At 70.9% G+C, this 13,283-nt stretch carries 11 protein-coding genes, 1 pseudogene and 1 riboswitch; of the genes and pseudogenes, 6 read left to right on the top strand and 6 right to left on the bottom strand.

Annotation, left to right across the window (positions count from 1 at the left end; all coding sequences use genetic code 11):
• Positions 1 to 4: 4 nt before the first annotated feature.
• Positions 5 to 207: riboswitch (cyclic di-AMP (ydaO/yuaA leader) on the bottom strand.
• Between the two features lie 655 nt (positions 208 to 862).
• From ACFYRX_RS04435 to ACFYRX_RS04420, 4 genes are all read left to right on the top strand, one after another.
• A complete protein-coding gene (locus ACFYRX_RS04435; RefSeq protein ID WP_389096491.1) occupies positions 863 to 1,873 on the top strand; it encodes a polyprenyl synthetase family protein in 1,011 nt (336 codons plus the stop codon).
• Positions 1,874 to 2,122: 249 nt separating this feature from the next.
• On the top strand, positions 2,123 to 3,358 hold the full coding sequence (locus tag ACFYRX_RS04430; protein WP_389096489.1) for an outer membrane lipoprotein carrier protein LolA: 1,236 nt from the start codon (positions 2,123 to 2,125) through the stop codon (positions 3,356 to 3,358).
• Between the two features lie 73 nt (positions 3,359 to 3,431).
• Positions 3,432 to 4,406 (top strand): ABC transporter ATP-binding protein, encoded by a 975-nt coding sequence (locus ACFYRX_RS04425; RefSeq protein WP_389096487.1) that lies wholly within the window; start codon positions 3,432 to 3,434, stop codon positions 4,404 to 4,406.
• Entirely contained in the window at positions 4,393 to 5,292 is a 900-nt protein-coding gene (locus ACFYRX_RS04420) for an ABC transporter permease (protein WP_389096485.1), read from the top strand. The genes ACFYRX_RS04425 and ACFYRX_RS04420 overlap by 14 nt, the downstream gene beginning before the upstream one ends.
• Positions 5,293 to 5,296: 4 nt before the next feature.
• On the opposite strand, the gene ACFYRX_RS04415 is transcribed toward ACFYRX_RS04420, so the two are convergent.
• Positions 5,297 to 5,890, bottom strand: a complete 594-nt coding sequence (locus tag ACFYRX_RS04415) for a flavodoxin family protein (protein ID WP_389096483.1) — start codon at positions 5,888 to 5,890, stop codon at positions 5,297 to 5,299.
• 126 nt (positions 5,891 to 6,016) lie between these two features.
• Entirely contained in the window at positions 6,017 to 6,505 is a 489-nt protein-coding gene (locus ACFYRX_RS04410; RefSeq protein ID WP_389096481.1) for a DUF6668 family protein, read from the bottom strand.
• A gap of 129 nt (positions 6,506 to 6,634) precedes the next feature.
• Between ACFYRX_RS04410 and ACFYRX_RS04405 the strand changes: the two genes are divergently transcribed.
• On the top strand, positions 6,635 to 8,155 hold the full coding sequence (locus ACFYRX_RS04405; RefSeq protein ID WP_389096479.1) for a hypothetical protein: 1,521 nt from the start codon (positions 6,635 to 6,637) through the stop codon (positions 8,153 to 8,155).
• 48 nt (positions 8,156 to 8,203) lie between these two features.
• On the opposite strand, the gene ACFYRX_RS04400 is transcribed toward ACFYRX_RS04405, so the two are convergent.
• Positions 8,204 to 9,154: a M28 family metallopeptidase gene (locus tag ACFYRX_RS04400; protein WP_389096930.1), complete on the bottom strand. Its 951-nt coding sequence runs from the start codon at positions 9,152 to 9,154 to the stop codon at positions 8,204 to 8,206.
• Between the two features lie 151 nt (positions 9,155 to 9,305).
• A complete protein-coding gene (locus ACFYRX_RS04395) occupies positions 9,306 to 9,788 on the bottom strand; it encodes a VOC family protein (RefSeq protein WP_389096477.1) in 483 nt (160 codons plus the stop codon).
• Positions 9,789 to 10,000: 212 nt separating this feature from the next.
• On the opposite strand from ACFYRX_RS04395, the pseudogene ACFYRX_RS04390 reads away from it, so the two are divergent.
• A pseudogene (locus tag ACFYRX_RS04390) lies at positions 10,001 to 11,155 on the top strand (MFS transporter); the annotation flags it as partial.
• 80 nt (positions 11,156 to 11,235) lie between these two features.
• On the opposite strand, the gene rarD reads toward ACFYRX_RS04390, so the two are convergent.
• Together rarD and ACFYRX_RS04380 are read right to left on the bottom strand one after the other, a co-directional pair.
• Positions 11,236 to 12,240, bottom strand: coding sequence for an EamA family transporter RarD (gene rarD, locus ACFYRX_RS04385; RefSeq protein WP_389096475.1), 1,005 nt, complete (start codon positions 12,238 to 12,240; stop codon positions 11,236 to 11,238).
• A gap of 129 nt (positions 12,241 to 12,369) precedes the next feature.
• Positions 12,370 to 13,224 carry an SDR family oxidoreductase gene (locus ACFYRX_RS04380; protein ID WP_389096473.1) on the bottom strand — a complete coding sequence of 285 codons (855 nt, stop codon included), beginning with the start codon at positions 13,222 to 13,224 and terminating at the stop codon, positions 12,370 to 12,372.
• Between the last annotated feature and the right edge of the window lie 59 nt (positions 13,225 to 13,283).

Genomic DNA, 13,283 nt, shown 5'->3' with positions numbered 1-13,283 from the left:
GCGAAGTTCCTCTCCGTCGCCTGCGAGGTGAGCTGTCGGGTTCGGGCGGGAGTTGCCCGGCCATGCCCGCAAAAGGCATGACTTCACCCCGAGCCGTACCGGTATGCCCGAAGACATCCCGATCCGGCGACTTACCTGGTTCCCCCGCTCCTGCCGTGGTTTCTCGGTGGGTGTATGGGCGGTGGCAGGATTCGGCGTCCGCCCGACAGGCCGGGAACGTATGCGAGAGCACATGTCCGGAACAAGTGGCGAATTCACATGCCATGCCTATTGACCTTGGTAAGGGCGATTTAGGGCACTTGATCCTTTGCGACAGCAAGCCTCAACTGACGCACAGGGAAAGGCGGATCGGTGCATTCCGGATGCGTGCGGATCCGTGGGGTCGGGTGAGCCAAGTCACGCGTGATCGCAAGAGGGGTAAAACGGTCAAGAGTGCCCAACTCGTGGTCAACCGCCCGTCCGTGGGTTCCGCTTCTCCCGCGTCCGGTGCGACGCTTCATGGCCGGCCTCGCGGGAAGGCCGCACGTTCACGCGTGGGTGGAGTCGCGCAGGGCACGTGTGAAACGAGAAGGGCTTCCCGGGCGGGTCCGGGACAGGTTCGAGGCAGGTCCGGGTCGTGCCCGGGTGAGTCGGGGCCGACCCGGGTCCGGACATCAGTGACTACTTACCTACAAGTCGATGGATATCCGTTCTTTTCACGTGATCAAAAACATACCGACCGTGATCCGATACCGCCCGGCATGGACGGGGCGGGCGCTATCGGTGATCCAAAGGTGACCGGATACGCTGACTCGAGTGATGGCAGCGACCTATCGACATTCCGTGTAACCGCCAGTAGACACCAGCAGACAGGAGACCCCTCGTGACCGTCGTCGGGCCGTTCGGGCTGAGCGTGCGGGACCAGGCTCTGGAAGCCGATGTCCAGGCCGGATTGGCGGCTGTCGAGGAGGGACTGCTCGAGGCCACCAAGAGCGAGGTTCCCTTCATCACGGAGGCCGCCCAGCATCTGGTGCGGGCGGGCGGCAAGCGCTTCCGGCCGCTGCTGGTGATGCTCGCCGCCCAGTTCGGGGACCGCCATGCGCCGGGCGTCGTGCCGTCGGCCGTCGTGGTGGAACTGACCCACCTCGCGACGCTGTACCACGACGACGTCATGGACGAGGCCGCCGTGCGCCGCGGCGTCGACAGCGCCAACACCCGCTGGGGCAACTCGGTGGCCGTGCTGACCGGCGACTTCCTCTTCGCCCGCGCCTCGCACATCCTGGCCGACCTCGGCCCCGAGGCGGTCCGGGTGCAGGCCGAGGCGTTCGAGCGCCTGGTCACCGGGCAGATCCTGGAGACGGCCGGCCCGATGGACGGCCGGGACCCGGTCGAGCACTACCTCGACGTGCTCGGCGGCAAGACCGGCTCGCTGGTGGCGGTGGCGTGCCGCTTCGGGGCGATGATGTCGGGCGCCGACGAGACGGTCGTGGACGTCCTGACCCAGTACGGCGAGCGCCTCGGCGTCGCCTTCCAGCTCGCGGACGACGTCCTGGACATCGCCTCCGACTCCCACGAGTCCGGCAAGACCCCGGGCACGGACCTGCGCGAGGGCATCCCCACCATGCCGGTGCTGCGGCTGCGCGAGCGGGCCGCCCGGCTGGGCCTGCCGGAGGACATCGCCCTGTGCGAGCTGCTGGACTCCGACCTCACGGACGACGCCCGGCACGCCGAGGCGCTGGCCGCGCTGCGAGCGCACCCGGCGCTGGAGCAGGCCCGCCGCGACACCGTGCGCTACGCGGAGGAGGCACGTGCGGCGCTGGCCCCGCTGCGGGAGTGCGACGCGAGGGCGGCCTTGATGGAGCTGTGCGACGCGGTGGTCCACCGCGCGGGCTGACGTTTTTCGGCCGGGCGGTCCCGTCCGGCACGGCGGCGCCCCCTACGGGTTGTAGGGGGCGCCGCCGTGTCGTGTCATACCCCAGGTGTACGCGGAGTTGGCCCCGAGGGTTGACGCATGGTCACGGCCGATTTGGTCAGATGGACACCACGGAAAACACCACTCCTCACCGATTCGGGTGAGAATGGCGGCTACAGGGTGGACGCACGGGAGTTGACAGCCGCCGCCGACGACGGAGGTAAGGCACACATGGCACCGTACGAATCCGACGACAGCGCGACCGCCGCCGACGCCGAGGAACTGCGCGCGGCGCGCCGGCGCAAGGCCGCGAGGTACGTCGTGCCGGCCACGGTGGTGGGAATCGCCGCGGCGACCATCGGGCTGGTCCCGGCGCTCGCCGACTCCGGCGACCCCGACCTGCCGAAGATCAGCGCACAGGAACTCATCGAGAAGATCGCCGCGTCGGACGTGGAGCAGCTGTCCGGCACGGTGAAGATCACCACGGACCTGGGACTCCCGGACCTCGGAGGCCTGGAGAGCTCGCTGGGCTCCGCCGCCGGCCCCTCCGGCTCGGGCGACGGCTCGTCCGCCGACCCGACCACCAAGCTCACCGAGCTCGCCTCCGGCACGCACACGCTGCGCGTCGCGGCCGACGGCGAGAACAAGCAGAAGGTCTCCCTCCTGGAGGACGCCGCCGAGTACAGCCTCATCCACAACGGCAAGGACGTGTGGGGCTACGACAGCAAGTCGAACTCGGTCTTCCACACCACGGCTTCCGAGAGCGACGGAAAGCAGAAGGAAGAGCTCCCGGCCACGCCCAAGGACCTCGCCGAGGACGCCCTCAAGGCCGCCGACGACACCACCTCGGTGACCGTGCAGGGCACCGCGCAGGTCGCGGGACGGGACGCGTACCGGCTCGTCATCAAGCCCAAGGACGAGGGGTCGACGGTCGGCCAGATCACCGTGGCCGTGGACGCGAAGACGGGACTGCCGCTGAAGTTCACCCTGACGCCCGCGAGCGGCGGTGCCGCCGTCGTGGACGCCGGCTTCACCCAGGTCAGCTTCGCCGCGCCGGCCGCCTCGACCTTCGACTTCACCCCGCCCAAGGGAGCGAAGGTCACGGAGGAGGACGCCACCGAGGCGCCCAAGCACTCCCTCGAGCCGTCCAAGGGCTCCGGCAAGGGGTCGGCCGACGAGCGCGGCAAGGACGGCCACGACGGACTCGACGGACTGAACGTCATCGGGGACGGTTGGGACTCCATAGCCACCTTCGACACCGGCGGCCAGGGCGTCCCGTCCGGCTCCGAGGCCGGCGGGGACATCGGCGGCTTCCTGGACTCGCTCGGCGACAAGGTCTCCGGCAAGTTCGGCGAGGGCACCGTCTTCAAGACCCGCCTGATCAACGCCCTGATCACGGACGACGGCAAGGTCTACGTCGGCGCGGTCACCAAGGACGCGCTGGTGAAGGCGGCCAACGCCGGCTGACCGGGAACCTCGCGCGGCGGCCGTACGTAGTCACTGTACGTAGTCGCCGCGTGAGGACGAATCGAGGGAACAGATGGACGAAGGGTCCGCCGAGGAACCGCAGCCGAGCGAGGCGGGTGACAGTGTCATCCACACCCGCGCGCTCACCAAGCGCTACCGCGGCGGACAACTCGCCGTGGACGGTCTCGACCTGACCGTCCCGGCGGGCAGCGTCTTCGGCTTCCTCGGCCCGAACGGCTCGGGCAAGACCACCACCATCCGCATGCTGATGGGCCTCATCGAGCCGACCTCCGGCTCGGCCCGCGTACTCGGCCGCCCCATGCCGCGCGCCACCAGGGCGGTGCTCCCGCGCGTCGGCGCCCTCATCGAGGGCCCGGCCCTCTACGGCTTCCTCTCCGGCCGCGACAACCTCGTCCGCTACGACGCCGCGGACCCCACCGCCGACCCGCGCACCCGGCGCGTCCGGGTGGCGGCGGCACTGGACCGGGTCGGTCTGGCGGCCGCCGCCGGCAAGAAGGCCAAGGCGTACTCGCTGGGCATGAAACAGCGGCTGGGCCTGGCGGCGGCCCTGCTCCAGCCCCGCGAACTCCTGGTCCTGGACGAACCGACCAACGGCCTCGACCCCCAGGGCATGCGGGAGATCCGTTCCCTGGTGAGGGAGTTGGCCTCGGACGGCACCACCGTCTTCCTCTCCTCCCACCTCCTGGACGAGATCGAACAGGTCTGCACCCATGCGGCCGTGATGGCCCAGGGGCGCCTGATCACCCAGGGCCCGGTGGCGGAGCTGGCGGCGGGCGCGAGGGGGCGGCTGGTCGTGACGACACCGGACACCGCGGACGCGGCCAGGGTGCTGAAGGAGCAGGGCGTCAGCGATGTGGTCATCGCCGAGGACCGGGTGACAGCCGACCCTCCGGACAGCGAACTGGCCGACATCAACGCGGCCTTGGTCAAGGCAGGCGTCCGGGTGCGCGGCTTCGGGGTGGAGCGGGCCTCTCTGGAGGACGCCTTCGTAGCGCTGACGGGGGAGGGCTTCGATGTCGCAGGCTGAGGAGATCGTTGTTCAGGGGCGCGACCAGCCCCCACAAACCGAAAGCCGCCGTACGACCTTCCGAGCCACCCTCTTCCGCAACGAACTCCACACCACGTTCCGCCGCTGGCGAACCCTGGCCCTGCTCGCCGTACTCGCAGCGGTCCCGATCCTCGTAGGCATTGCGGTGAAGATCGAAACCGGCGACGACGGCTCAGCCGGCGGCGGTGGCGGAGGTCCCGCCTTCATCTCCCAGATCACCAACAACGGCCTGTTCCTGGTGTTCACCGCCCTCGCCGCGACCCTTCCCTTCTTCCTCCCGATGGCCATCGGCGTCATCGCGGGCGACGCGATCGCGGGCGAGGCCAACGCCGGCACCCTCCGCTACCTCCTGGTCGCCCCGGCGGGCCGCACCCGACTGCTGCTCACCAAGTACGCGACAGTGATGGCCTTCTGCCTGGTCGCCACCCTCGTGGTCGCGCTCTCGGCGCTGGCGGTCGGAGCAGTCCTGTTCCCGCTGGGCGACCTGACGACGATCTCCGGCACACAGATCACCTTCGCGGAGGGCCTGGGAAGAGCCCTGCTGATCGCCCTGGTGGTGGCCGCGTCACTGACCGGTGTGGCGGCCCTGGGCCTGTTCGTCTCGACGCTCACGAACAGCGGCATCGCGGCGATGGCCACGACGGTCGGCCTGCTGATCACCGTCCAGATCCTCGACCAGATACCCCAGCTCCACGCCCTGCAGCCCTACTTCTTCTCCCACTACTGGCTGTCCTTCGCCGACCTCATGCGCGAACCGGTCTACTGGGACGACCTGGTGCGGAACCTGGGCCTGCAGGCCCTGTACGCGGCGGTGTTCGGCTCGGCGGCGTGGGCGAGGTTCATGGCGAAGGACGTCACGGTGTGAGACATCACGGCGTGAGCTGTTCACCCGGGAAGCGGGCGAGCGGTGCCTCCTGCTCGAAGAACGTCTTCGCCCGGGTCAGCGCGGCCTCGTCCTTCAGCACATCGCCCCGGTTGCTGCCGTTGCCGAGCAGTACCCCGCCGAACCGCATCTCCATGTACGCGGCCGAGTTGTTGAGCGTGCCGACGAACGGGTCGGCGACCACGGGCCGGTCGTCCGCGAGCACGGACACGCCCCACAGGGTGCGCCCGGCAAGCTGAGCCTTGAAGTCGAGGCCGGGGGTGCGCAGCCAGCCCGACCAGTAGTCCAGGTAGCGCTTGGTGAGCGCGGAGACCGAGTACCAGTAGACCGGCGAGGCGATCACGATGTCCGTCGCCGCGAGCGTGGCGTCGAGCAGCCGCTGCGGGGCGTCCCCGGTGGGGGAGTGCAGGTACTCGCTGTCGTGCCGAAGGTCCAGGAAGTCGGGCAACGGATGCTCGGCGAGGCTGATCCACTGCTGCTCGACGTCGGTGGGCAGCTGCTCGGCGGCCCGGCGGGCCAGCAGCTCGGTGTTGCCCTCGCTGCGGCTGCTGCCGAGCACGAACAGGAAGCGGCGCGTCATGGGAATCCCTCAGGTGGTCGGCGTAGGGCACATACTCGCACATGCATTATATGCGTGCGCATGAATCTGTCCAGGGCGGAGAGGGAGGTGCGGTCGGGGAGGGAGCCGCGTCGGATGGGGGACCGGTCAGCCGGTGGCCCGGGTGAGGCGGGTCAGTGCATCGGTTCCGCGTGGGGGCGACCCGTTCAGGTCGCCGAGGCGCCAGGCCGGCACCCAGGGCACGCGGTACACGTCCACCGCCGACTCGATCTCCTTGACCTGCCGGGAGAGCGGCCGGGGGAGGCGCCCGGGGGCGTCCGCGACAAGGACGACGGCGTCGAGGTCGAGGCCCCGCGGGTGCTCGCCGCGCCGGAACAGCTCCAGGGCGCGGCGGGCGGCGAGCAGCCCCGCGGCGTGGGTACGGGCGACGAGGAGGACGGAGGCCGGGGCGCCGGGGCCGGGCCAGTCGCGTCCGCTGTCGTGACCGCCGTAGACGGCGGCCAGGGTGGAGACGCCGGCGCCACCATGGGTACCGACCCACGCGTACCGTCTCCCTGTGGGGGGCACCGGCCCGCGGATCCAGATCTCCGGCCCCTGCTGCACACTCTCCGCCTTTCGTTGCACGTCGGTCCGCATGCCCGCGCTCCGACCCTGCCATCCCACCCGCCCCGCACCCCCTGGAACAGGCCTGTGACATCACGGTGACGTGAGAACAGGGAGCGAACCGAGAGACTCGACAGTACGTGCACGACCGTGAGGGATGAGATGTCTCGACTCAGCCGCGAGAAGAAGCTGGACCACCAGCGGGGGGCGACCCCGATCGACGTCCGCGTCCCCGTGACCGGTGAGGTCGCGACGGTGGCCGGAAGTCCGGTCACCGCGCCCCCCGGCGAGGAGCTCCAACAAGCCGTCCTCACCCACCTCCACCGCCTCGCCCGGACCGCGGGCGGGCCCGTCCACGCCACGATCCACGACGCCCGCATCGGCTACGTGGTCCCCCTGGAGGTCACCACGGACGGCTCCAGCCGCTTCACCGCCGATCCGGTGCGGATGGCTCCGCCCGAGGGCGCGGGGGAGGTCGGGCCGGCCGCCGAGGAACCGGGGGCACCGGCACCGACCACGGGATCCGGGGTCACCGGACCGGCGGGGCTCGCACCGGAGGTGTCGTGGCCGGCCGCGGGCGGCCAGGACGAACCTGCCCCGCACGACCGGCCCGAACATTCCGCACAGCCACCGGTGGAGCCGACACCGGACCCGGCCCCGACGTTCCGCTTCCGGAAGCTGCCCGAGGACCGGCGGACGGACGCCGAACCGTCCCCGACCCAGGTCCTGCGTCGGCTGCCGGGCATCGGGGCCACCGGCCCGACTCCGGCTCGGACCCCCGGAACGGCCGTACCCCCGACGGGCGAGTTCGGCCCGCCACCCGTCATGGGCACCAGGCCGGCCTCCGAGGCGCTCCCGGAGCCCGGCTTCGCCCCCGCGCCCGGCCCGCTGCCGACGACCGGTTCTGACGCGGCGCCCGCTCCGGCGTGGCCGGCCCCGGTACCGACCCCTCTGCCCCTGCCGACCGACCCCGGCCTGGCACCGACCCCCTTGCCCCTGCCGACGGAGCCCGGCCCCGTACCCGCCCTCAGGCCCTTGCCGTCGGCGGCCGGCTTCGTCGACGTGTCGCAGCCGCGGCCCCTGCCGTCGGCTCAGAGCACGCCTCGCACCGCCCCTCTCCTGGACCCCGTCCCCCTCCTGGACGACCCCGGTCCCCAGCCGACGCCCGTGCGAGGGTTCGACGCGGTGGCCGAGGCCGTGCTGGGGGAGGGACTGGTGGTGGACGACGCCGTTCTCGTGGAACCGGTGGCGCGGATCAGCGAGGCCGTGCAGGAAGGGCGGACCGACGTCGCGGCGGAGTTGGCCGAGCGGGCCGTCGCCCAGGCGTCCGACATCCTGGGCGGTGAACATCCCGACGTGCTGCGGGTGCGCGAACTCGCCGCCTATATCGCCTACTTGGGCGGCGAGCTGATCCAGGCCGTGGAGATCTCCCTCGACCTCGCGGCCATCCAGCACCGCGCCGGAGACGCCGAGGCGGCCTACGGCAATGTGCAGAGCGCGGCCACCGCGTGGAAGGCCGTACAGGATCCCCTGCGGGGCCTGGAGCTCGGCCGTGAACTGCTCACCCTGTGGACGGACATGGCCGCCGGGGAGGGCCCGGCGGCCGAGGACCTGGACCGACTGGAGTCGGCCCGCGCCCGCATGCTCCGCCTCACGGAACGGGCACGGACCGCCGACCAGTAGCCCGCAGGCCGTAGTAGCCCGCGGGCCGCAGTAGCCCGCGGGCCGCTGTTACTGCGACAGCCCCCACACCGCGTACGCCACCGCGTCGCTGTTGCGGTCCAGCGCCGTGTCGTTGATGTTGGCCGATGTGTCGCACGAGGAGTGGTAGCAGCGGTCGAAGGCCAGCCCCGACGTGCCGCCCCACTTGGCCGCCTGCGCCGCCGTCTTGACGTAGTCGGCGCCGCTGAACAGCCCGCCCACCGGCACGCCCGCGTTCTTGAACGGCGCGTGGTCGGAGCGGCCGTCGCCCTCGGTCTCGATCTCGGTCGGGACGCCGAGGCCGGCGTAGTACTCCTTGAAGGTCTTCTCGATGGCCGGGTCGTCGTCGTAGACGAAGTACCCGGGGTTCGGCGAGCCGATCATGTCGAAGTTGAGATAGCCGCTGATCCGTGAACGGTTCGCGGTGGAGAGGCTGTTGACGTAGTAGCGGGAGCCGACCATGCCCAGCTCCTCGGCGCCCCACCAGGCGAATCTCAGGTGTTTGGTGGGCTGGTAGCCGGCCCTGGAGACGGCGAGCGCGGTCTCCAGAACGGCCGCCGAGCCGGAGCCGTTGTCGTTGATGCCCGCGCCCGCCGTCACGCTGTCGAGATGCGAGCCGGACATGATCACCTGGTTGGTGTCGCCGCCCGGCCAGTCCGCGACGAGGTTGTAGCCGGTGCGGCCGGAGGACGTGAACTGCTGGACCGTCGTGGTGAATCCGGCGGCGTCCAGCTTGGCCTTGACGTAGTCGAGCGAGGCCTTGTAGCCGGTGCGGCCGTGCGCGCGGTTGCCGCCGTTGGCGGTGGCGATGGACTGCAGCTGGGTCAGATGCGCCTTCACGTTGGCCACCGGGATGTCCGGGGCCGCGGCCACCGCGGGCTGTCCCGCGGGGGCCGCGCCGGCTATGGATCCGCCGGCCAGGAGGGAAGCGGTGACGACGACGGCGGTGGCCGTGACGCGTCCGGGAACCGAGAGCTTCATGTGGGGGGCTCCGAATTCCATGGGGATCCCTGAATTCACAGGGATCCCACAGCGAATGGGTGCCTGGATGGTGAAGCTGAGGTTGACTCTCCGTCAAGGGCGCAATCCGGTCACGCCTGTTCGCATAACGGACCTCGTCGCCGTCAAGGGCTCATTGCACGCAGAACTCGTTCCCCTCCGGATCCGCCATCACCACCCACTCGCCGCCCTGCTCCCGCACCTCCCGTAGCACGCTCGCCCCGAGCCCCGTCAGTCGCTCGACCTCGGCCGACCGCTGCCCGTCCGGGGCGTGTACATCCAGGTGGAGCCGGTTCTTGACCGTCTTCGCCTCCGGCACCCGCTGGAACAGCAGCCGCCGCCCCAGCCCCGTGCCGCTGTCCCTGTCGTAGGGGTCGTCGGGATGCCGTACGGCGATCAGGTCCCGGAAGGCGAGGCGCCCGTGGTATTCGACGGTCGCCTCGCGCGGCAGCGCGCCCAGTTCCAGCAGCCGCCCGATGAGCGCGTCGTTGTCCTCGGCCGCGTAGTGCAGGGCGCCGGCCCAGAAGTCGGCCTGGGCGTGCGGGTCACCGGCGTCGACGACCACTTTCCAGTGCAGGGGTGCGGGAGTTGTCCGCGTCGGAGTTGTCTGCGTCATGAGGTCACTTATAACGGCGGACGAGGTCGGAGACTGACCTGAGCGACTTCCATCGGCATGCACCCGAGGATGTGCCTTACCCGGCAGCCCCTCCGGGTGTCCCATGGAAGGGGCGCCGCGTCGCCGTGGCCGGTGACCGCGGAGTCCCGCTCACCGCCGAAGTGCTGTCCACGTCCTCAGCGAGTAACTCCCCCTACCTACGGAGTGTTGCCATGGGAGCGCGAGCCTGGGCGCTGTTGCTCGTCCTCTGCGGAACGATCTTCCTGGAGGGCGCCGACATCGCGATGATGGCCGTCGCGGTCCCGTCGATCCGGTCCGATCTCGGGCTCGCGACGGACACCGCGGCCTGGGTGATGAGCGCGTACGTGCTCGGGTACGCCGGCTTCACCCTCCTCGGCGGACGTGCCGCCGACCTGCTCGGCCGCCGCCGGATGTTCCTGCTCTGGCTGGCGGTCTTCCTCCTCTTCTCGGGCCTCGGAGGCTTCGCGACCGAGGGCTGGATGCTGGTCGTCGCCCGCTTCGCCACCGGGATCTCCTCCGCCTTCATGACCCCGGCCGCACTGTCCCTGATCACCACGTCCTACGAGGAGGGCCCGCAGCGCGACAAGGCCCTGCTGGTCTACGCCGGCACCGGAGCCGGCGGCTTCTCGCTCGGTCTCGTGATCGGCGGCCTGCTCACCGAGCTCGGCTGGCGCTGGGTGTTCTTCGCGCCGGTGCTGATGGCCGGCGTGCTGCTCCTCGCCGCGTTCCGGCTGATCCCGCGTCCGGCGGCCCCGCCCCCGACCGGCCACGGGTTCGACGTCCTCGGCACCCTCACCGCCGCCGGCGCGATGCTGCTGGCCGCCTATACGGTCGTACGCCTGGAACACGGCCTGGACGCGTGGCGGTCGACGGCGGCGGCCGCTCTCGGCGCGCTGCTGCTCGGGGCCGTCTTCGTCGCCGTGGAACGCCGGACCGCGAGCCCCCTGGTCCGGCTCGGGATACTGCGTGTGGGACAGGTCGTGCGGGCCGACCTGGGGGCGCTGCTGTTCGTCGGGGCCTTCTTCGGCTTCCAGTTCGTGGTGACGCTCTATCTCCAGGAACTGCGCGGCTGGTCCTCGCTCCGGACCGCGGTCGCCCTGGTGGTCATGGGCTGCGACGCCGTGCTGGCACCCACGCTCACCCCGAGGCTCGTCGCCCGCTTCGGCGTCGTACGCGTGATCGTCGGCGGTTTCCTGCTGGCGGTGCTCGCCTACGGCCTCTTCCTGCCGGTCGGCATGGACTGGCCCTACCTGGCGATGTTCCCGACGCTGTGCATCGCGGGCACCGCCTTCGCGCTGGCCTACGGACCGCTGACGATCGCGGCGACGGACGGGGTCGGCGAGTCCGAGCAGGGCCTGGCGAGCGGGCTGCTGCACACCGCGACCCAGTTCGGCTCGGCGATCGGGATCTCGGCGGTGACGGCGGTCTACGGCCTCGCGCTGGGCGAGTCCAGCGACTCGGGACCCGCGGCCAGGCTCTCCGCCTTCCGTACGGCGCTGACGGTGCCCGTCGTGATGGTGGTGCTGGGCCTGCTGATCGCCCTCCTGAGCGTGCGCGCGGTGCGCAGGGCGTCCCAGGTGAGCAGCGACAGGGCCAGCCAGACCAGGGCGAACCCGGCCCAGCGCTCGGGCGGCATGGCCTCGCCGAAGTAGAAGATGCCGAGCAGGAACTGGAAGACCGGCGCCAGGTACTGCAGCAGCCCCAGGGTGGACAGCGGCACGCGGATCGCGGCGGCGCCGAAGCAGACCAGGGGGAGCGCGGTGACGATACCGGTGGAGGCGAGCAGTGCCGCGTGCCCGGGGCCCTCGGTGGCGAAGCTGAGGTCGCCCCGGCCGCCGAGCCACAGCAGGTAGCCGAGCGCGGGCAGGAACTGGATCGCGGTCTCGGCGGCCAGCGACTCGACACCGCCGAGGTTCACTTTCTTCTTCACCAGGCCGTAGGTGGCGAAGGAGAAGGCGAGCGTGAGGGAGATCCACGGCGGCCGGCCGTACCCGACGGTGAGGACGAGCACGGCGGCGGCGCCGACCCCGACCGCCACCCACTGCACGCGCCGCAGCCGTTCCTTCAGCAGCAGCACGCCCATGGCGATGGTGACCAGCGGGTTGATGAAGTACCCGAGCGAGGCCTCGACGACGTGGCCGCTGTTCACGGCCCAGATGTAGACGCCCCAGTTCACGGTGATGACGGCCGCGGCGACGGTGACGAGCGCGAGCCTGCGCGGCTGCCGCAGCAGTTCACCGGCCCAGGCCCAGCGCCGTACGACGACGAGCGCGACAGCGACGAAGGCGAGTGACCACACCATCCGGTGGGCGAGGATCTCCGCGGCCCCGGCCGGCTTGAGCAGGGGCCAGAACAGGGGGACGAGACCCCACATCCCATAGGCCGCGAAGCCGTTCAGCAGACCTATGTGTCCTTCGCCCCTGGACTTCACGGACCCTCCTTCTCGCGTCGTCCTCGCCCGCAAGACGGTAACGCCGAGCACCCCCGCCTGTCATGCCCGTATCGCTATACGGTCATGACAGGCGGGGGTGTGGCACCCAAGGGTCCGCCGGGGGAGTGATCAGCCCTTGAGCGCGACCGAGACGGACTCGGCGATCGGGGTGGTGGGGCGGCCGGCCAGGCGGGACAGGTCACCGGAGGAGACGACCAGTTCGCCCTTCGCGATGGAGGCGTCGACGCCGGCGAGGATCCCGGCGAACGGCGCGGGCAGTCCGGCGCCGGTCAGGATCCCGGTGTAGGCCTCGACGGAGACGGCGTTGTAGGCGATCTCCTTGCCGGCCTGCTTGCCGACCTCGGCCGCGTACTCGGCGAAGCTCCAGGCCTCGTCGCCGCCCAGCTCGTACGTCGTGTTCTCGTGCCCCTCGCCGGTCAGCACGGCCACGGCGGCGGCCGCGTAGTCGGCGCGCGAGGCGGAGGAGACGCGTCCGTCGCCGGCGGCCTGGACGACCGCGCTGTACTCCAGGACGGGGGCGAGGTTCTCGGTGTAGTTCTCGTTGTACCAGCCGTTGCGCAGCAGCGAGTAGGGCAGGCCGGAGGCGAGCAGCGCCTTCTCGGTGGCCCGGTGGTCGTCGGCGAGCGCGGCGGTCAGGGTGCCGGGGGCGCTGGTGTAGGCGAGAAGCGCCACGCCCGCGGCCTTGGCGGCGTCGATGACGACCTGGTGCTGGGCGGGGCGGCCCTTGTCGAACTCGTTGCCGGAGATCAGGAGCACCTTGTCACCGGCGGCGAGGATGCCGTCGAAGGTCTCCGGTGCGTTGTAGTCGGCGACCGCTATCTTCACGCCCTTCGCGGCGAAGTCGGCGGCCTTCTCCGGGGTGCGGACGACGGCGGTGATCTGCTCGGCCGGGACCTTCTCGAGCAGCTGCTCCACGACGTGGCGGCCGAGGTGTCCGGTGGCTCCGGTGACGACGATGCTCATGATGTGGGATCTCCTTGTGGGGTGCGGTGTCACTAACCATAGGGCAAGCGCTAACTCTG

Source organism: Streptomyces sp. NPDC005374, assembly GCF_042872225.1.
Classification (GTDB): Bacteria; Actinomycetota; Actinomycetes; order Streptomycetales; family Streptomycetaceae; genus Streptomyces.
The sequence above is the reverse complement of the archived record's forward strand: the minus strand, read 5'-3'. Positions and strand labels throughout refer to the sequence as shown.